Here is a 19,249-nt window from a genome sequence, read left to right on the forward strand (position 1 = left end):
TCGCGACACCGACAACTGTCAGGATTTTAGGTAAGGAACGAAGTGCACTACATCCGGCTCGCATTGAGCAGCTCATGAGCATGGCGCAACGAAGTAGCCGACTCACTGCCAGCCAGCATCCTTGCAATTTCATGCTGTCGCGAGTCGCCTTCTACCCTGTTCACCACAGTTTCGATATGGCTTCCCCCTGCTCCATCCGATGCAGATTCAACGGTCCGCTTGCTGACTGTAAATTGAGTCTGTGCCCATGAGGCTACTTGTGCAAGATGCGTGACCACAATCACCTGAGCATTGCGGGAGAGTATGGCCAGTCGTCTGCCGAGCTCGACCGCAGCCTTGCCGCCGACCCCAGCATCGACTTCGTCAAAAATGAAGACCATGCCCTGTTCCACTGCCGAAGCTGAAGTATCGTGACCGGCTTCTCTCTCTGCCATGGATAATTCCAAGGCAAGCATCAGACGGCTCAGTTCACCACCTGATGCACTCTTGCCCATAGGCAATCGCGCAGAGCCGGGAAAAGGTGTAAACAGGAACTCAATGTCATCGCAACCATGTGAATCCAGCAACCGCTCATCCACATCAATCTGCGATGACGCACCATCAGCGGTATCGGAACGAGCAGACTCAAGCGAAGCAACAGTGGAGGCATCAAATCGTGAAGTCACCTGAACATCGAGACAAGACCCTTGCATCGCCAGGGAATCCAACTCCGAACTGACCTGGGCGCCAAGCTTCTTCGCTGCGCTCGACCGTGACTTCGAAAGTCGCACAGCACTCTCGCCAACTTCATGAAGCAACTCGATACGCTGAAGTCTCAGCGCTGCCACATGCTCGGGCGATGCTTCCACATCCTCGAGTTCAAGCTGCGCCTTATCCCTCCATTGCAACACATGCTCGACATCAGGACCCCATCGTTGAACGAGACCGTTCAAGGTGTGGATTCGCCCATTGATGACATCCAGATCGCCATCCTCGTCATTACTGTCAAGCTGACCCGCGAGAGAGAATACGATGTCAGCAAGTTCCTCATCAACCGACTCCAACCGTGTGATGCTCTCACCAAAGACTGCGGGAACGCCTATATCCTCCAACGCTCGAACGGCATCATGGATCTTGGTGACTGCGTCGGATTGATCCTCTTCCACATCGATCTGTGAAGCATCAAGTGCTGCCAAGGCCTTATTCACACCTTGAGTGATGGCTGCCAAATTTTCGATGCGTTCTCGCCGTGATTTCAATTCCTCCAGCTCACCTGTATGAGGTGAAGCATCATCGATCGCCGCAATCGAAGCTCGAAGATAGTCCGCGCGATCCTGAGCCGAACTCTGTTGACGATTCAAGGTGTTGAGACGCTCATCCAATTGCTGCAGTGCACGCCAGCGTGCGGCGTATTCCCCGCGAATCTGCTCATTATGCGCATATCTGTCAAGCATGTCTCGTTGTCTGGCACTGGATGCCAGTCTCATCTGATCGGCCTGCCCATGAATGGTGACCAATTCAGAACCAACATCGTGGAGCAGGGAACGCGGCACGGTATGCCCGTTGAGTATCGCGCGGGAACGCTTGTGAGAGGGCAAGGAACGTGTCAGAAACAGCTCTCCATCTTCCAGTTCCACACCCGCGCTTTGGGCAATGGATGAGGCGGTGCAATCTTGCTCCACATGAAATATTCCCTGTGCCCATATGTCCGCACTCGCAGTGTCAGTGCGGCCTGTCTGAACACTGGCTCCAGAAATCAGCCGTATGGCATCAAGAAGCATGGACTTTCCAGCCCCAGTCTCCCCCGTGATGGCAGTCATCCCTGTGCCAAAACCAAGATTCGCATGCCGAATGGGTCCGAGATTACGAATTTCGAGTTCCTCAAGCATCTCGGTCTCCATTCGGAGCATCATATGCCGCCATGCTGTGCGGAGCGGAAGAAGACGAATCCGGTTCGTCGTTGTTGCCGACTGGCTGCGATGGGACAGCATCGTTGTCGGATCCGAGCACTGGATCACTCCCCCCGGTCCGGCGTGATTGCGCATAGCTCATATTGCCGAACTGACCCCTAAAGTGTCGGTTTTCTCTCCAACCGATAACTGGCAGACTGAATTTGGTGACCAGCCGCTTGGTGAATGATGTTCCAGAGAGTCTTGCCAGGCGAAGCCTATCGTGTGACTCACGCACGAGAACACGCGAACCCTTGGGAACCCAGCGCTGACGGCGCCCATCGCAGCAAATCCATCCGTCCGAAGTGGACTCATCAAGAATGTCGAAGGTGAAGGTGGAACTCGAACCGATGATCAATGGCCGGGCAAATAGCGCATGCGCGGCAAGCGGAACCATCTGCAATGCCTGAACATCAGGCCACACGATAGGTCCTCCAGCAGAGAATGCATATGCCGTTGAACCCGTCGGTGTCGCGACAATGACGCCATCACAGCCAAAGGAACTCATCTCAACGTCATTGACCCGAATACTCAGCTCAACCATCTTGCCACGGTCAGAGCGTTCCAGGGTCATGTCGTTGAGCGCCCAATCGGTTATGGGCCCCTTCGATTTGGGAAGCCACAGGTCAATGTGTGCAACCATGCGGGCATCGATGGAATAGTCACGGTCGGCAATCTTGCCGATTGCCTCGCTCATTTGGAAGCTCTCGAATTCGGCAAGAAAACCAACATGTCCAAGATTAATGCCGACTATCGGGACATTCGTGCATTTCACGAGTTCCGCAGCACCCAGCATGGTACCGTCACCTCCTAGAACCACCACGATCTCCGTGTCATCATCGACAACTCGTGGCTGCGAACCATACGAGGGTACCTCAAGATTATCTATCACATTGACGGTGAAACCTGATGCCTGAAGTTGATCCACGGCTTCGCTCACCACATTGCTGCTGGAACGAATACGACGATGGGTGACAACCACAGCTTTGCGTTGAACCATAAATCCATGTTCCTTCCCCAGGCAGTACGCGCTGCGTTCGGCAACGTTCATGTTCTGCAAGCAATCCTAATATCACCCAAAGAAAGATGGGGCCTGTGGCTAAACTCCAAAGGTCGAGGTTGACATTCGACGCTCTGCAGATGAGCCTGCACGTGTGCGATGTTCATCGAAGCGTGAGGTTCAGTTCTTGTGAAAGTCCATCCAGAGCAGATATTCCCTATTGCCATGGGTTCCCTCTATTGGCGAAGGCGCGGATGCCCGAACGACGAAACCCTGATCGCGTGCACAATTGATGACCTTCTGCAAAGCCTCCTGCCGCAACGCTTCACTCTCTACAATGCCATGATGTCCCAGGCGTGTGCGGCCAACCTCGAACTGTGGTTTGATCAGCAGAATACAAGTCGCTGCCTGTTGAAGCAACAAGGCAATTGCAGGAATCACATACGTGAGCGAAATGAATGAGACATCAGAGACGACGCATTGCGGCTGAAATGGCAAATCTTCTGCCGCGGCGTCTCGAATATTGACACCATCCATCTCAAAAACACGTGGATCGGATGCAATCCGCTCATCCAGCTGACCATGGCCGACATCGAGGGCAATGACTCGCCGTGCCCCTCGTCGCAGTGCAACATCAGTGAAGCCACCGGTTGATGCACCAATGTCAAGGCAATCAAGTCCTGCGACATCCGGCATCCCGAGAGGCAGAAAAACTTCGAATGCACCAGCGAGCTTCAGAGCACCGCGTGAGACATAATTCTCACCAAGATCAACCGAAATATGATCATCAGGCAATATGAGGGTCGAACTTTTCACTGCAATCTGGCCATTGACCCTCACCTGGCGAGCGGCAATGGCCTGTTGAGCCTTTGTTCGCGACTGAATGAGATCAGCTTCTACAAGCGCCCTGTCAAGGCGCTTCGGAGGGACGGACATAGACGAACGATCAGTGTGAAACTTCATCTAATTCCTGCTGCAGTCGCTTCAATACCGTGGTGAAGGCCTGAATCTGATCGCTCAAGCTCGACTGATTGACGTGTTCAAGCTCCGGAAAGCGATGCTCAATACCTTCAGCTGATGATGGTGAACCTGGAGTTGACATTGATACGGATCCATCCGTATGATGCTCAGCATATTCATGTGACGCATCCATGATTCAATCCTCTGAAGCTGTGGGTTGAAGAGCCTGCTCGATGACACTGGTGTCGATTTCTTCGGCGGCAACACCGCTATCCATTGCCTCCCAAGCGACACAGCTGGCAGCACGAAGTGCATCCAAGCCATCATGCGCATGAACTGCGGAAGTTGAGGCATCCAATTCAAACCGCTTGCCATCGAGACGCAACACACAATCCCGACAACGCCACTCGCCCATTCTGATCCTGTTCACCGCAGGATGCGCCATATCGAGTCCCAAAAGGTCACGGGCAATATAGCTTGGCCGCTGGATGACCGAGGCAGTCATGATCATTCTTGGAGTGGCAACTCCGGTAAGCACCACGAGCGAGTCATAATCGCCGCGGTTGGCGGCTTCAATATCTGTGTCCAGGCGATCACCGACGGGAAGGCAGGTATCTCCAGGAATGGGATTGCCATCACGGGAGAACAGCATTCGTGCCTCGTCGTACATCGCCGATTCAGGCTTGCCCGCAGAATCGAGTGGATGCTTACCTGTGGTTTCTATGATGGGCAACTGCAACGCGCCATTGCCAGGGGCTATCCCCTGCTCGCGGGGAATCGTCATGTCACGGTTGGTCACGTAATATTGAGCACCCTGCTCAATGGCGTAGGCCGCCTGTGCCAGTTCATTGAAGCTCAAGTCCTTATGCCATGACTGCAACACGGCATCAGGATGCTCGCGAGCATCATCGACTACCTCAAAGCCAACCTTGCGGACTTCATCGCGAAGATGTTCAGCACCAACAATCAGCACCTTGGCGCCACTGTGCAGATGATGGGTCAGCATGCGTGCAGCGACGATTGCCGAGGTGATGATGTCGGATCCTTGAGCATTGACTGCGAAGCCCTGGAGCTGCTTGGCCACGGTATCTGGAAAGCGCGAAGGGTTATTGGTGGTATACGACGGCCTCATGCCATCGGATTGTGCCTTGGCGATGCCCTCGGATGCGTGTGCAACGGGATCATCACCTCGGTACACAACCCCATCCAAATCGAGCAAAGCCAGGGCATAGCGTCTTGCAAGCGGCTCCTTGCTTTCTTTCAGGCATCGCGTGTGATTCATAACCATCAACCTTACCTATGTGATATGTCAGTTGTCACTGTTGTCAAATATAACTGTTGCCAGTTGTCACTGTGCATCAGTTGTTGTTGGATTGTGTCTCGGGCTCACCGGCATCATGGGACTCGACATCAGTTTCAGCCTCCTGTGGTGCATTCGTGCGTCGAACATCATTATGGAATGGGCGATCGCCGCGTGTCTCATGTCGACCATGACGATCGGAATATTCGTCTCTATCCGCTGCAATGCCAAGATCCTCGAAATCTCTTTCTGAGATTTCCTCCAGATCATGGTCAACGACAATTTCCTCGGCGGATTCATCATCGTCGGCATCGGCATATTTGGTCTCAAGCTTATCGAGAAGTGTGTCAAGGTCAGCTGCCTCATCGGTCTTGCCGGCCTGCTCCAGGAAGTTCTGCTCAGCCTGAACAGCACGCATGCGATATTCACCAGAAAGTCCCTTGGCGTTTGCAAGGGTTGCCACGGTATCCACAGCCTTATCCAAAAGTCCAAGGTCGGCAAGAGCTCCTGCATAGACAAGGAACATCTCGGCCTTGGCTTCGCCCTTCAGCTGCTTGCCTTCATCGGAAGATGCGACCTCCAGCGCCTTTTTAGGATTGCCTACACCACGTTCACAGTCAGCGATGAACGGCAGGTAATCCAGATAGCCATTCATGCGGAATGCAGTTCTGAATTCGCGCATGGCAAGCTTGTATTCGCCTTGACGATAGGCGATGAATGCCAGGGTTTCGCGTGCAACATCGACGCGAGATGCCTGCCTTGCTATCCACTTCGCATGATCCAAGGCAGCTTGGGGATCATCTTCTTCAAGAGCATAGGCTGCGAGCATGTGCAGTCCGGTGTTCTCTGCATGCTCCTTGCTCAGGCCGCGCAAACGCTCCTTCTCATCCTTGGAAAGCATGGACCATTCCATGCCACGAGGCATGCGTGGCTCACCAGGGCGTCGATCCGTATATGGATTCTGCGATGGGAAGCTGATCGTGCCATCTGAATTGCGACGTGGCTTATCGACTCCTCGTTCGTCACGGTGCTGATAGTTGTCGGAACCGCGATGCTCAAAGTGTCGATTGTCACGATATTCTCCGCGGCTGGCACCTTTTCTATCGAAGCTGCGATGCTCGAATCGACGCTCAACACGTCCGCCGTCATGATCATGATCGCGTCTGTCGTCACGATGATCGTCGTATCGTTTGAAATGACGCTCCCCGCGATCATTGCGATCATTGCGATCATTGCGATCGTGATGCCCGTTGCGATCAAAGCGGCGATTGCCGTAGCTGCGACTGCCGTAATCGCGACGTTCTCCACCCCGGCTATCGCCGCCACGGCTATCACGACGGTCATCGTGATTGTAACTCTTGTGGAAGTTGGGACGTTCGCCGGCCTCTTGGCGATCCCTTGATGAAAAACGACGATCGTCATGACGACGATCCCCATAAGCAGCGTTGCGATCGCCACCTCCCCGATTATCGCTGCTATGGTTGCGATTGTTGAAATGACGGTCACCATAGTTGCGGCGATCATCAAATTTGCGATGCTCACCATTGCTGCGACGATCATCATTGCGACGATCATTGCTGCGATGGTCGTTGCCAAAACGACGATCCCCATAGTTGCGATGCTCACCATAGTTGCGATGCTCGCTCGAATTCCTGTGCTCGCTCAATGTGCGGCGTTCACCATCGTTGTGACGCTCATTACTGCGACGATCGTCATTATTGCGATGATCATTGCCACGACGGTCAAAACTGCGATGATCGTTGTCGCGACGTGCATTGCCAAAGCGACGGTTACCACCATTGCGTCGATCGCCACCAAAACGACGATTGTCATTGTCACCACCTTCGCTGTGAGAGCGATTATGCTCAAATCTGCGAGATCCGTCATACTGACGATTACGGTTTTCGTGAGACCTGTGCTCGCCCGAAGCTTCATGATGCTCGGATCTCACACCCTGATCCTCTCTTCTGCGATGATCACTCGATGAACCGCGCGATTCAAAGCCACCACGAGCATGCGAACCGCCACGCGAGCCGCCGAAGTTGCCACGCGAACCTGAGCGCTGTGGCCCTCCTGAACGCCCCTTATAAGATCCTCTTCTCTGAGATGAGCCGCCGGCTCTGTTGTGATCGCCGTTACGATTGCCGCTATGCCCCGACTGTCCGGAGTTACCTTCATGCTCTGCCATATTCTTATCCTTATTCATACTGTTTGTGACATCACATTGATGCCAATGCGTTCTTTCTCAAACGCCAAGTCACTCATCACTCACTATTATGTTGTTGCCATGGGTCATTGCCGGGCAGCTCATAACTACTGTCCCAGCCGCAATATGCAATGCTATTTCTGCAAGCGAACTGCACCTATGGTTTTCTTTCCCCTACGAATAACTGCAAATCCGCCTTGCAGGAAGTCTTCGGCATCAAGTTCGGTGTCGGCAAGTTCCACACGAGCGTTATTGAGGTACATCCCACCCGATGCGACGATTTTACGCACCTGCGACACAGAAGCAAATAATCCTGCGCTCACAGCCGCCTCAACGAGGCGCTCTCCGACCACTGCCGGCGCAAAGTCCTTGCCCGTGCCATCGCCCAGCGCCACCTTCACACCGTCCAGCGAAGCGGCCAAGGTGTCGCCATCGATCTCGTGCAGATCAGCACCTCGTCCAAAAAGTGCCGAAGCCGCATCAATGGCCTGCTGCGTGGCATGCTCGCCATGCACGAAGCTTGTCACTTCCCATGCCAGCACCTTCTGCGCGTGCCGTGCACCGGGATCTTGGGCAACTTCCGTTTCAAGATGCTCAATCTCCTGTTTGGGTAGGAAGGTGAAATACTTCAAGAGTCTGATGACCTGATCGTCAGGCTGGTTGAACCAGAACTGGTAGAACCGATATGGGCTGAGCATGGTCGGGTCAAGCCAGATGGCACCACCCTCCGACTTGCCAAACTTCTTGCCCTGGGCATCGGTGATGATCGGGGAGGTCATGACACTGACATTCTCGCCACGCATCTTATGAATCAGATCAAGACCACTGACGAGGTTGCCCCACTGATCGTTGCCGCCAAGTTCAAGGACACAGCCATAGGTATCAAAAAGATGCAGGAAGTCATTGCCCTGCAAGACCTGATAGCTGAATTCAGTGAACGAGATTCCCTCGTCGGAGTTGAGACGGCGAGAAACGATGTCTTTGTTCAGCATGGTGCCGAGTCGAAAGTTCTTGCCCACGTCGCGCAAGAAATCGATGACAGACATCTTAGCCGTCCAGTCAAGATTATTCACAAACTGCACGCCGTTGTCGCCATCGGCCGAGAGAAAACGGCTGATCTGCTGGCGCAGACGTTCTGCCCACTGCTCCACGATCTCAGCAGGGTTGAGCGTTCGCTCCCCCGATTCGCGAGGATCCCCAATCAGCCCCGTTGCCCCACCAACAAGCGCGTATGGCGTATGCCCCGCCGCCTGTAAATGACGCATGTTGATGAGCTGGACAAGATTGCCTATATGGAGTGAAGCAGCCGTGGGATCAAAGCCTGCGTAAAAGCTGATCGGTTTTCCATCAAGGGTTTCAAAAAGACGTGTCTCGTCAGTGTGCTGAGCTAGTAAACCGCGCCATTGCAATTCGTCGGACAACGAATCGAATCCCGCCTGCCTGTAGTTCGTGACTTGCACCATGATCCGTGCCGCTCCCTCTGTACGCTGGAAAAACCGCGATTTATCGCCAAGCCAGTATGTCAGAGAGCACCGACACCATTAGAGCAATGCCAAGAGACCTGACTCATTCACGAGCCAGGTCAGCATTCCAAGCTTGTTCCAGCTCGTACACAAACCAGCCAGTGGAACATGCAACAGAATTCAAACCCAGGTAAACCGAGATTTTCGAGTTTTGTGGCAAATTCAAAGTATATATGCCAACAATCGTTGAAATGGCATACGAGGTTAAGCCAATTTCAGTGGTTTATACTTACGGATTGCCACAAAACTCGAAAATCTCACTTTGAAATCCAGTTTGTAAGCGCTTTCATTTTGTTTTCAGCATCATGGATCTGCTCTGAAACGCGTTCGGGAGCTGTTCCACCCTTACCGTTGCGGGCCTTGACCGAACCTTGGGTAGTGAGCACCTCACGAACCTGCGGAGCAAGGTCACCATCGATGAAACCATCGAAGATCTCGATGAAATCTGAATCTTTCAGATCCCACAGCTCTTCGCTCTGGCCTTCAGCACGTTTGACACATGCACCTGAGAGTTCATGGGCATGACGGAATGGAACGCCATGCTTGACCAGCCATTCGGCAATGTCAGTTGCCAGCGCAAAGCCGGTCGGAGCCTCCTCTTCCAGCCGTTTGCCATCGAATTGCAAGGTGGCAACCATACCAGAAAACGCGGGCAGCACCACCTCAAGCGTATCCACCTGATCGAACACTGCCTCCTTATCCTCCTGGAGATCTCGTGCATAGGCGGTGGGCAGGCCCTTCAGCGTCGTCATCAGCCCAGTCAGATCGCCAATCAGTCGACCTGCCTTGCCACGGGCAAGCTCTGCTATGTCTGGATTCTTTTTCTGCGGCATGATGGATGAGCCGGTCGAATATGCATCATCCAAACGAACGAACGCGAATTCCTGCGTATTCCAGATGATGATTTCTTCGCTCAACCGTGACAGATCGACGCCAATCATGGCAGCGATGAATGCAAATTCTGCAACGGCATCACGTGAGGCAGTGCCATCAATGGAGTTATCGGTGACACGTGAAAAACCAAGATCCTTTGCAACGGCCTGAGGATCAAGCCCCAGCGTGTTCCCCGCAAGAGCGCCAGAACCATATGGGCTTGCATCAGCTCGCTTATCCCAATCAACAAGGCGGTCAACATCACGCAATAACGGCCATGCATGAGCCATAAGCTGGTGAGCCAGCAACACAGGTTGGGCATGCTGCATATGGGTACGACCTGGCATCACCGTAGTGCCAGCCGTCTGTGACTGTTTGATGATGGAGGCAACCAGGCCAAGCACATCCTTGGCAACCACGCGCGCATGGCGCCGTAGCCACATGCGGATCAGGGCCGCAATCTGATCATTTCGTGAGCGACCCGCTCTGAGCTTTCCACCCAGTTCATCGCCTGCAATCTCAAGCAAGCCACGTTCCAAAGCAGTGGCCTCATCCTCGTCCGATTGTTGGGGAACGAATTCACCCGTATCAACCCTACGCTGGAGTTCATCGAGTGACGTCTCCATACGATGAAGCTCATCATCGCTAAGGAGACCTGCTCGCGCCAAGGCGCGGGCATGAGCGCGAGAACCGGTGATGTCATCATCGGCAAGACGCCAATCAAACTGAGTGGATTTGCTCAATTGTGACAGTTCTGGTGAAGGACCCGACGTAAATCGTCCTCCCCACAATGCGATTGATTCATGACCTTGCTGAGTCATACTCATGCCCCTATTCCCATCATCAATTCACTGGTATCAACTATTTGACATCGCCCTGTGGAACTTCCACCGCGTTGCCAAACTTCACATCACGCGCTGCGGCAACCTTGCTGGGAAGACCGTAGATCTCGATGAATCCGTTCGACGCCTTCTGATCGAAGGAATCGCCAGTTTCATACGTGGCAAGTGAGTAATCATACAGTGAGCTATCTGAACGACGACCCGTCACGACTGCACGACCGCCGTGAAGACTCATGCGAATCTGACCGGACACGTATTCCTGCGTGTCCTTGATGAAAGCAGTCAGCGACTTCACCGCTGGTGAATACCACTGAGCGTCATAGACCAGTTCACCCCAGCGCTTATCAATATCGCGCTTGATGCGATGCTGTTCACGTTCAAGGCAGCAGTTCTCAAGTTCCTCGTGGGCAGTAATCAAGGCAATGGCCCCTGGTGCCTCGTAGAGTTCTCGAGACTTGATGCCAACCAGTCGATCTTCAATCAGGTCGATGCGACCAATGCCCTGTGCTCCTGCACGACGATTCATCTCTTCGATTGCCTGCAGGGGTGTCACATCCTTGCCATCAATCTGGACGGGGATGCCCTTGTTGAAGGTAATCGTCACTTCATCCTCGACGGGAGGGAAGGCAGGATCATCAGTGTATGAATAGACATCCTTGGTTGGTGCGTTCCATGGATCCTCGAGATAGCCAGTCTCGATAGCGCGTCCCCATACATTCTGATCGATTGAATATGGGCTCTTCTCGGTCTGCTCGATCGGCAGCTTGTGCTCCTTGGCATACGCAATTTCAACGTCACGCATCAGACCAAGATCACGAATAGGGCTGATTGCCTTCAGCGTCGGGTCAATGGACATGATGGAAACTTCAAAGCGAACCTGGTCATTGCCCTTGCCTGTGCAGCCATGGGCAATCGTGTCGGCACCAAACTGATGCGCCGCATGGACCAGATGCTTCGTGATCAATGGTCTGGAGATTGCCGACACCAGTGGGTATACACCCTCATACATGGCATTGGCCTGAAGAGCCAGCATGCAATATTCGTCTGCAAACTCGTTGCGCGCGTCGACAACGTACGATTCGACGGCTCCGCATGCCAGGGCACGCTGCTTGATGGTTTCCAAGCGTTCGCCGCCCTGACCAACGTCCAGAGAAACGGCAACGACATCCTTGCCGGTGCGGTCTTTCAAATATGGAATGGCAACTGAGGTATCCAAACCTCCTGAATACGCCAATACGATTCTTTTCTTGTCACTCATAGCAACCCTTCCGATGTGTGTTCCACATGTATTATTCATGCAACGCATGTCAATTGCGCAAGCCGGTGAGCAATACGCAGCAGACAGACGAGACTACCCTTTTTGTTTTGAACTCATATGTGCCGATTCTCCTCCGGAAGCGAGCAGTAGAAACCATTCTGCCTTTTCCTGAGCGGTATCGACATCAGCTGCAATGGCCATGACCGTGTCATCACCGGCAATGGTGCCTACAACTCCCTGAATGGACTGACGATCCAACACACTGGCAACATATTGCGCAGCTCCCGAAGGAGTGTGAATCACCACAAGATTTTGTGCAGTGGCGACAGAAGTCACGAGACCCGTCAGCGTTCTCGACAACTGCTGCTCATAACGATTCAAGGCACTGTGCTCTGCATCATGTTCATCGTCAAACGCGAGGTGGACCTTGGGGAATTCCCCAGAAACGGTTGATTCCGGTACCACATAGGCAAAGCTTCCATCAGACTGACGCTGCTTGCTCGCATGCATCTCATCAAGATCCCGGCTCAAAGTCGCCTGAGTTACCTCAATACCTTGAGTGGCGAGCACCGCGGCCAGTTGCTGCTGAGAGGTAATGACAGAGTTGGAAAGTGCCTGCTGGATTGCACCGTGCCTCGCCGCCCGCGTCGGTGGCCGCCTGAGTCCCGAGTATGCTTCATCGCTCACGTCATTACCTCCTTGTCCCTGTGGTCGATGTTCAATGTCCTACTGCGTATTCCCCTGATATGCTCAGCTACCGATGTGATCTGACGATAGCCGATGCAAAGGCAATGGCCTTGCATATCATGCGAGAAGATTGTCATCCTCGCGCTGCCTGCCAATCAGCCAGGTCATCAGCGCCTTCTGCGCATGCAGGCGATTTTCTGCCTCGTCCCAGACGACAGACTGTGGACCATCAATGACCGAAGCGGTCACTTCCTTGCCACGGTATGCGGGAAGACAATGCTGGAACAGAGCGTTCGGAGCGGCATGACTCATAAGCTCATCATTGACCTGATAATCCCAGAATGGCTTCGAACGAGTCGCGTATTCGCTCTCCTCGCCCATCGAGACCCACGTATCAGTGAAGATGCAGTCGGCATTCTTCGCCGCTTCATAAGGATCAGTGGTGACAAGAATCGAACCGTCGTTCTGCCTCGCAATGGCCTTGGCATCGTCGACGATTGCTGGATCAGGCAGATATCCATATGGTCCGGCAACGGCAACATGCATGCCTGCGGTCGCCCCCGCCAGCAGATAGGAATTCGCCATATTATTCCCGGCATCTCCAAGATACGCGATGCGCTTGCCTGCAAGACTATCGACACCTCCGCAATGCTGCGCAATAGTCAAAAAATCTGCAAGCACCTGGCAGGGGTGGAACTCATCGGTCAGTGCATTGATGACGGGAACGGTGGCATAGCGTGCCATTTCCTCAACACGATTCTGACCGAACGTCCTCCAGACAATCGTTGAGGTCATGCGCGTGAGTACGCGTGCAGTGTCGGCAACAGGCTCGCCACGACCAAGTTGCGAACCGCCCTTGTCAATCACGAGGGGATACCCGCCAAGCTCGGCCACTCCCACGGAGAAGCTTGATCTCGTTCTGGTACTGGGCTTGTCGAACAGCACCGCAACGGCTTGCGGCCCTTCGAAAGGTCGTGCATAAAAACGGTTGGCTCGGAATTTCATGCCAAGTCTTAAGATCTGCAGTTGTTCGTCATGCGAAACATCGTCATCGCGCAACATATGCCGTAGAGGTGCTGTCATCTCCATCTCTTCCTTTCATCCTTTTTCTCAGCTTGAAAGCCTTGAACTCCCATGCTGTACCACTCCAATCCCCTGGCCCAATGAACACAACGGATAATCATGCATTCACATGCACGAGTCATCTGCAACATTCACCAGCGCCATGCTCAGTCGTCAGGCAAATCCTTGGGCACCTGTGCGAGTATCGAAATGCACGTTTCGACGTCCTCGGCGCTGGCCACCAATGATGGGGCCAGACGCAAGGCATTCGAAGCAACGGCATTGACAATCAGGCCATGTTCCAATGCCCAGTCGACCACAGCATGCGCGCACGAATGCGAGAGCAACACTGCGTTCAACAGACCACGCCCTCGTGTGGAGACAAACAGATCATTTCCACACGCGTCTATACCTGCACGAAGTTGCTTGCCACGTTCCTCGGCGTTGTTGACGAGACCGTCATCCTCAATGATCTGCAAGGTTGCCAGAGCTGCGGCAGCACCCAGAGGGTTCCCACCGAAAGTCGAACCGTGAAGCCCTGCGGTATACATGTCGGAAAGCTTTGAACCAAAGGCAATCATGCCGCCCATGGGAAAGCCGCCTGCAACCCCCTTGGCGAATGTGACAATATCTGGCTGGATACCCCCGCTCAGATCCTTGCGCTGGAAGGCGAACCAGGAGCCGGTACGGCCAATGCCCGTCTGGACTTCATCAACTATGAGCAGCGCCTTGTGCTGGTCGCACAGCGCACGCAATCCCTGCACATACGCTGGATCGAGTGGCAAGACTCCAGCCTCACCCTGGATCATTTCGATGATCACCGCAGCGACAGGTCCCTCGGCATACCTGCCAATGCCAGTCCTGGCAAAGGCATCATGCATGGCATCGATGTCGTTTGCCTCGACAAACGCGACATCCGGAATCAAGGGTTCGAAGGGCTTGCGGATATCCGGTTTCCACGTTGCACTCAGAGAACCCATGGTACGACCATGGAAGCCATGCTTCAGCGCAATGATTCGTGGTTCCTTGCCTCCCATGATCGAATGCGCATTGGGCAGGGTGCGGCCATACAGCTTGGCCAGCTTCAGAGCCGCCTCATTGCCTTCAGTGCCGGAATTGCCAAAATAGACATGCGAACCCTGCGGTGCTCCCGCTAGCTCGATCAGCTTCTGAGCCAGCCTGATCTGCGGTTCGGTGGCAAAATAATTGCTGACATGGGCGGCCTTTGCTGCCTGAGCAGTCAGAGCCTCAATCCAGCGAGGGTTTGCATAACCTACGGAATTGACGGCGATGCCGCCAAGAAAATCGAGATATTCATTGCCATCGACATCCCAGATATGGGTGCCCTTGCCATGATCAAGCACGCGAAGCGGCTTTCCAAAGACATGCATGTGCACATCCTGATATTCGTCAAGCCACTGCTCGTCAAGCTTCCCCAACTTTTCACCTGCTGACATACGAACTCCTCATTTCTATTCCGTCTTCAGGAACGACCATCGTGCCAATTCCGGCTGAAGTGAATATCTCATTCAACAGGGAATGCGGCTTGCGGCCATCGATAATATGCGCCTGAACGACTCCCCCATCAAGCGCGCGCACACACGCCTCCATCTTCGGTTTCATTCCGGATTCCAGATCAGGAAGCATATCTCGAAGATTTTCGACCCCGATGCGGCCGATCAACGAGTTCTCATCCGGCCAGTCGGCATAGAGACCATCGATGTCGGTCAGAATGAGGAATTTCGAGGCGCCGACAGCAGCGGCAAGTGCTGCCGCGGCCGAATCAGCATTCACATTCAGCACCTGCATCGGATTTGATTCATTCGGAGCGACCGAGGACACCACTGGAATCCTGCCAGCGCTGACGAGATCCTCAACAGCCGAGGCATCGACACTGACAACGTCACCGACGAGACCGATATCCGTCGCAACACCATCAATCATGGGTTTGCGCTGCATTGCGGAAAACAATCCGCCATCCTCGCCTGAAAGACCCACTGCATAAGGTCCATGAGCATTGATCATGCCGACCAGCTCTCGAGACACCTTGCCCGTCAATACCATGCGAACGACATCCATGGCTTCTGGCGTGGTGACGCGCAGACCTCCCCTGAACTCCGATTTGATGCCCAGCGCCTTGAGCATTCTAGAAATCTGAGGTCCGCCTCCGTGAACGACAATCGGGTGTAGCCCCACCTGGCGCAGGAACACCATGTCTTCAGCAAAGCATTGCTTCAGTTGCTGATCCACCATCGCATTGCCACCATATTTGATGACAATGCGCTTGCCAGAGAATTCCTCAAGCCACGGCAGTGCTTCAATGAGCACTTCAGCCTTCTGATCGGCTCTCAAATCGGTATGGACATCGAAATGGAAGCCCGGTCCCTTTATCTCGCTCATATCATCAGCCTTATGGTGGTGTGCCGTTGTGTCACGGTTCGTCTCATATTCGATGCCGTTGTGATCTTGCACTGATTCGTCATGATTCATAGTCTGAGTTGATTCGCACATATTCATGAGTCAAGTCGTCGGTCCATATGGTTCCCTGAGATTCTCCTGCATGCAGATTGATAACGATATCTACATGACGCGGGGTCATGTCTACAAGGGAACGGTCCTGACCGGGTTTGCCACCGTCGCAGACACGGATGCCATTGATGTCAACGCTCACCTTGTTCGGATCGTATGGAGCGATTGATTCTGGAACCGTGCCAATTGAGGAAATGACCCTCCCCCAATTGGGATCATTGCCGGCAATGGCGCATTTCATCAGATTCGATGATGCAACTGCTCGCGCACACGCCAGAGCTGCCCGCTCATCGCTCGCTCCGATCACGGTCATATCGACATCATGTGAGGAGCCCTCTCCGTCACCAACGATCTGGTGGGCAAGCGAGGCACAAGCCTCGGCAACGGCCTGATTGAACTCTTCAATGTCTGGGGTGACTTCACTTGCACCGGAGGCAAGAAGAATAACCGTATCGTTGGTGGACATGCAGCCGTCAACGTCAATGCGATTGAATGAGGTCTGAGTGCCCTGGTGAAGGGCCTGCTGTGCCTGTGCTGGAGTCACCACCGCATCGGTGGTGAGTATGCAGATCATCGTGGCAAGCTGAGGGGCAATCATGCCTGACCCCTTGACCATACCTCCAACGCGAAATCCCGAGCCTTGGATTTCCACGGTTTTGACCTTGGTATCGGTGGTCATGATCGCATGTGCGGCATCTGAACCAGCCTGCTCTCCATCGTCCAAGTGTTCGAAGGCATCATCGACACCTCGCAACACATGGTCGAGAGGAAGCAGTTCGCCAATCAACCCAGTCGAGGCGACGGCAACGCTGTGCGCATCGGCTTCCAGAAGCCTTGCGAGTTCTTGCGCAGTCTGTGTGCTTTGTTCAAGTCCTGCCTGACCTGTACACGCGTTGGCACCGCCCGAATTCACCACGACACCCCTGAGATGTCCGTCCTGAACAGCCTTTCTCGACCACTGTACCGGTGCGGCACAGAATCTGTTCGGTGTGAAGACACCGGCTACCACATCAAGAGGCCCCTGGTTGACGACCACGGCAAGATCACGCTTGCCGTGATGACTCGAAATCCCCGCAACAACCCCCGCTGCCTGAAAACCCTGTGCAAATGTGACGCTCATGGCGCTACTCCTATCGTTGTCAAACCAGTAATCTCGTTAAGTCCTAGAGCAATGTTGAGCGACTGAATCGCCTGACCAGCAGTTCCTCGATTAAGATTGTCGATCGCGGCAAACGTATAGAGACGCTGTGAATTTCGATCAATGGCAATCTGAAGATGAGCGCAGTTCGAACCCACGATGTTCTGCGTCGCTGGCATCACTCCTTCAGGCAAGAGCTGCACGAATGTCTCATGGTCATAGAGTTCTTCCCAGAACGAACGAATCGTGGCATCACTCATGCGCAGTGCAGCATCGCTCAGATGTGCCGAGACCGTGGCAAGAATTCCACGGCTCATGGGAACAAGCATCGGTGTGAACCCTATGGAAATTTCATGCCATTGCGCAGACGTACGACCCGCTGCATGCGTGAGATTCTGAAGCATTTCAGGAATATGGCGATGCGTGCCGCCAACAGAATATGGCGTTGCAGAATTGAAGGCTTCAGCAGCAAGAAGATTCATGCGCTTCAGATTCTTCCCAGCACCTGAATAGGCGACTGCAAGATCTGCAACGATGTCATGTTCGTCGACGAGCTGGTGAGCGATGGCTGGTTGAAATGCGAGTGTGACCGCTGTGACATTGCAGCCGGGTCCAGCGATGCGAGTCACGCCGTGAAGCAAATCACGCTGCTTGGAAAGCCCGCCCTGATCATTGCCGGCTATCATTTCAGGCAGGCCATACGTCCAGGAATCGACATAGGTGCCACCATAATAGGTGTCCCACATCTCCTGCTCCTCGAGCCGATGGTCTGCTCCCAGATCAACGACAATGGAGGAGCTATCCAGTTTTGCAGCCAACGCACCGGAAGCCCCGTGAGGCAATGCAAGAATGATGATGTCATGGCCATTGAGCACATCAGGAGTCGTGTCCTGAATCTTTAGACTGGCCAGACTCGGAATGTGCGGAAGATATTCACCAAGCTGGTGGCCAACGGATGAATGGCCAGTAACGCACGTGACCTGCATATTGGGATGGGCCGCCAATATGCGCAGGGCCTCTCCACCTGCATAGCCTGTGGCACCTGCCACGGCAACCGAATATTGTGCCATGTATAACTCCAAAGCTGTTCAGGCGACAAATCTTGTCTGCCGACGTGCAACAGTATATACATGTATGCAAGACATTGCATAATTATGCAGAAACGGAGTTTCCTGTCGTCCCCGATACGCTTCCAATCCAGTCATAGATATCCTGATAGAGCTGGTTTGCATTGATATGGTTGAACCACATCCAAATCATCAGGGCTGAATACAACAGGTTGATGACAATGGCTGCAATCGCAAGACCCTTGCCCTTCATATGGAAGAAACGCGTTCGATAGACGGAAATCGCACCCATGATTGCCGGCATGAAGGGGAAGGGAAAGAACAGCGCCAGTACAAAGGAAAGAACCGCATAGGGATCCCAGCGGCCATACAGTGGATTTTGATTGGGATCATTGGGATCAATGGTCGGATACATGCCACGTCTATTGAGATTGCCGGCGTTGCCATATTGCGATGATGGGGATGTCGGCGAGCCCTGCCGGCGCACATCACGTGAATTCCCATTCCTCTGGGAATCATTGCCACGAGCATCATGCGGAGTGCCCAGATAGGGATTTCCTGCCCAAACGCCTTGATTGTGCTGCTGTTGCGTCGACTCGTCCGCTGCCTTCTCCTGCCGAGGCTGTTCAGGTTCGCCATACACATAGGGATTCCATCCCGGATACTGACTGGCCATGGCACCGTATTGAGGTTGCGGATCCTGAACGCTGCCGCGCTGTGCCTGCTGACTTGGTAGGTTCTGATTATGGGAATCCTGGGATTGAACATGCTCAACATTGCCATGTTGTGGCATCGGATTGCCCGGATGTTGAATTCCATAATTCTGTGATGGACCCACTTGATCCGGGTTACGTTCACTCGAACTCATTGATACCG

16 protein-coding genes are annotated in these 19,249 nt (G+C 53.6%); all 16 read right to left on the bottom strand.

Annotation, left to right across the window (positions count from 1 at the left end; translation table 11 throughout):
* Positions 1-47 precede the first annotated feature (47 nt).
* The 16 genes from recN to BAQU_RS08245 all read right to left on the bottom strand — a co-directional run bounded on the left by recN (position 48) and on the right by BAQU_RS08245 (position 19,241).
* Entirely contained in the window at positions 48-1,868 is a 1,821-nt protein-coding gene (gene recN / locus BAQU_RS08170) for a DNA repair protein RecN (RefSeq protein WP_094694575.1), read from the bottom strand.
* Positions 1,861-2,928 (bottom strand): NAD kinase, encoded by a 1,068-nt coding sequence (locus BAQU_RS08175; RefSeq protein ID WP_094694577.1) that lies wholly within the window; start codon positions 2,926-2,928, stop codon positions 1,861-1,863. Before BAQU_RS08175 ends, recN begins: the two co-directional genes overlap by 8 nt.
* A gap of 180 nt (positions 2,929-3,108) precedes the next feature.
* Entirely contained in the window at positions 3,109-3,891 is a 783-nt protein-coding gene (locus BAQU_RS08180) for a TlyA family RNA methyltransferase (RefSeq protein ID WP_211277149.1), read from the bottom strand.
* Entirely contained in the window at positions 3,875-4,081 is a 207-nt protein-coding gene (locus tag BAQU_RS08185; protein ID WP_094694581.1) for a hypothetical protein, read from the bottom strand. Before BAQU_RS08185 ends, BAQU_RS08180 begins: the two co-directional genes overlap by 17 nt.
* Positions 4,082-4,084: 3 nt before the next feature.
* On the bottom strand, positions 4,085-5,170 hold the full coding sequence (locus BAQU_RS08190; RefSeq protein ID WP_094694583.1) for an HAD-IIA family hydrolase: 1,086 nt from the start codon (positions 5,168-5,170) through the stop codon (positions 4,085-4,087).
* Between the two features lie 76 nt (positions 5,171-5,246).
* A complete protein-coding gene (locus tag BAQU_RS08195; protein ID WP_244568492.1) occupies positions 5,247-7,376 on the bottom strand; it encodes a helicase in 2,130 nt (709 codons plus the stop codon).
* 152 nt (positions 7,377-7,528) lie between these two features.
* Positions 7,529-8,857 carry a tyrosine--tRNA ligase gene (gene tyrS, locus BAQU_RS08200; protein WP_094694585.1) on the bottom strand — a complete coding sequence of 443 codons (1,329 nt, stop codon included), beginning with the start codon at positions 8,855-8,857 and terminating at the stop codon, positions 7,529-7,531.
* A gap of 317 nt (positions 8,858-9,174) precedes the next feature.
* Positions 9,175-10,611, bottom strand: coding sequence for an argininosuccinate lyase (gene argH, locus BAQU_RS08205; protein ID WP_094694587.1), 1,437 nt, complete (start codon positions 10,609-10,611; stop codon positions 9,175-9,177).
* Between the two features lie 40 nt (positions 10,612-10,651).
* Positions 10,652-11,890, bottom strand: coding sequence for an argininosuccinate synthase (locus BAQU_RS08210; protein ID WP_094694589.1), 1,239 nt, complete (start codon positions 11,888-11,890; stop codon positions 10,652-10,654).
* 93 nt (positions 11,891-11,983) lie between these two features.
* Positions 11,984-12,577 carry an arginine repressor gene (locus BAQU_RS08215; RefSeq protein WP_094694591.1) on the bottom strand — a complete coding sequence of 198 codons (594 nt, stop codon included), beginning with the start codon at positions 12,575-12,577 and terminating at the stop codon, positions 11,984-11,986.
* A gap of 117 nt (positions 12,578-12,694) precedes the next feature.
* The gene (argF, locus tag BAQU_RS08220; RefSeq protein ID WP_094694886.1) at positions 12,695-13,660 is read right to left on the bottom strand and encodes an ornithine carbamoyltransferase; all 966 of its coding nucleotides are present in this window, start codon (positions 13,658-13,660) and stop codon (positions 12,695-12,697) included.
* Between the two features lie 146 nt (positions 13,661-13,806).
* Positions 13,807-15,096, bottom strand: coding sequence for an acetylornithine transaminase (locus BAQU_RS08225; protein WP_094694593.1), 1,290 nt, complete (start codon positions 15,094-15,096; stop codon positions 13,807-13,809).
* Complete coding sequence (gene argB / locus BAQU_RS08230; protein WP_094694888.1) at positions 15,083-16,039, bottom strand: acetylglutamate kinase; 957 nt, start codon at positions 16,037-16,039, stop codon at positions 15,083-15,085. Before argB ends, BAQU_RS08225 begins: the two co-directional genes overlap by 14 nt.
* Before the next feature lie 79 nt (positions 16,040-16,118).
* A complete protein-coding gene (gene argJ, locus BAQU_RS08235) occupies positions 16,119-17,288 on the bottom strand; it encodes a bifunctional glutamate N-acetyltransferase/amino-acid acetyltransferase ArgJ (RefSeq protein ID WP_094694595.1) in 1,170 nt (389 codons plus the stop codon).
* Positions 17,285-18,376: an N-acetyl-gamma-glutamyl-phosphate reductase gene (gene argC, locus BAQU_RS08240; RefSeq protein ID WP_094694597.1), complete on the bottom strand. Its 1,092-nt coding sequence runs from the start codon at positions 18,374-18,376 to the stop codon at positions 17,285-17,287. Before argC ends, argJ begins: the two co-directional genes overlap by 4 nt.
* An 82-nt stretch (positions 18,377-18,458) precedes the next feature.
* Complete coding sequence (locus BAQU_RS08245; RefSeq protein ID WP_094694599.1) at positions 18,459-19,241, bottom strand: DUF4190 domain-containing protein; 783 nt, start codon at positions 19,239-19,241, stop codon at positions 18,459-18,461.
* Positions 19,242-19,249 lie beyond the last annotated feature (8 nt).

This window comes from Bifidobacterium aquikefiri, assembly GCF_002259795.1.
In the GTDB taxonomy this organism is placed as follows: Bacteria; Actinomycetota; Actinomycetes; order Actinomycetales; family Bifidobacteriaceae; genus Bombiscardovia; species Bombiscardovia aquikefiri.

What these genes read in the sequence shown, in the direction of transcription:
- BAQU_RS08175 (WP_094694577.1), bottom strand. Translation starts at nt 2,928, where the DNA reads ATGGTTCAACGCAAAGCTGTGGTTGTCACCCATCGTCGTATTCGTTCC.
- argH (WP_094694587.1), bottom strand. Translation starts at nt 10,611, where the DNA reads ATGACTCAGCAAGGTCATGAATCAATCGCATTGTGGGGAGGACGATTT.
- argJ (WP_094694595.1), bottom strand. Translation starts at nt 17,288, where the DNA reads ATGAGCGTCACATTTGCACAGGGTTTTCAGGCAGCGGGGGTTGTTGCG.
- argB (WP_094694888.1), bottom strand. Translation starts at nt 16,039, where the DNA reads ATGAGCGAGATAAAGGGACCGGGCTTCCATTTCGATGTCCATACCGAT.
- recN (WP_094694575.1), bottom strand. Translation starts at nt 1,868, where the DNA reads ATGCTTGAGGAACTCGAAATTCGTAATCTCGGACCCATTCGGCATGCG.
- BAQU_RS08195 (WP_244568492.1), bottom strand. Translation starts at nt 7,376, where the DNA reads ATGGCAGAGCATGAAGGTAACTCCGGACAGTCGGGGCATAGCGGCAAT.
- BAQU_RS08245 (WP_094694599.1), bottom strand. Translation starts at nt 19,241, where the DNA reads ATGAGTTCGAGTGAACGTAACCCGGATCAAGTGGGTCCATCACAGAAT.
- BAQU_RS08190 (WP_094694583.1), bottom strand. Translation starts at nt 5,170, where the DNA reads ATGAATCACACGCGATGCCTGAAAGAAAGCAAGGAGCCGCTTGCAAGA.
- BAQU_RS08210 (WP_094694589.1), bottom strand. Translation starts at nt 11,890, where the DNA reads ATGAGTGACAAGAAAAGAATCGTATTGGCGTATTCAGGAGGTTTGGAT.
- BAQU_RS08225 (WP_094694593.1), bottom strand. Translation starts at nt 15,096, where the DNA reads ATGTCAGCAGGTGAAAAGTTGGGGAAGCTTGACGAGCAGTGGCTTGAC.
- argC (WP_094694597.1), bottom strand. Translation starts at nt 18,376, where the DNA reads ATGGCACAATATTCGGTTGCCGTGGCAGGTGCCACAGGCTATGCAGGT.
- argF (WP_094694886.1), bottom strand. Translation starts at nt 13,660, where the DNA reads ATGACAGCACCTCTACGGCATATGTTGCGCGATGACGATGTTTCGCAT.
- tyrS (WP_094694585.1), bottom strand. Translation starts at nt 8,857, where the DNA reads ATGGTGCAAGTCACGAACTACAGGCAGGCGGGATTCGATTCGTTGTCC.
- BAQU_RS08180 (WP_211277149.1), bottom strand. Translation starts at nt 3,891, where the DNA reads ATGAAGTTTCACACTGATCGTTCGTCTATGTCCGTCCCTCCGAAGCGC.
- BAQU_RS08185 (WP_094694581.1), bottom strand. Translation starts at nt 4,081, where the DNA reads ATGGATGCGTCACATGAATATGCTGAGCATCATACGGATGGATCCGTA.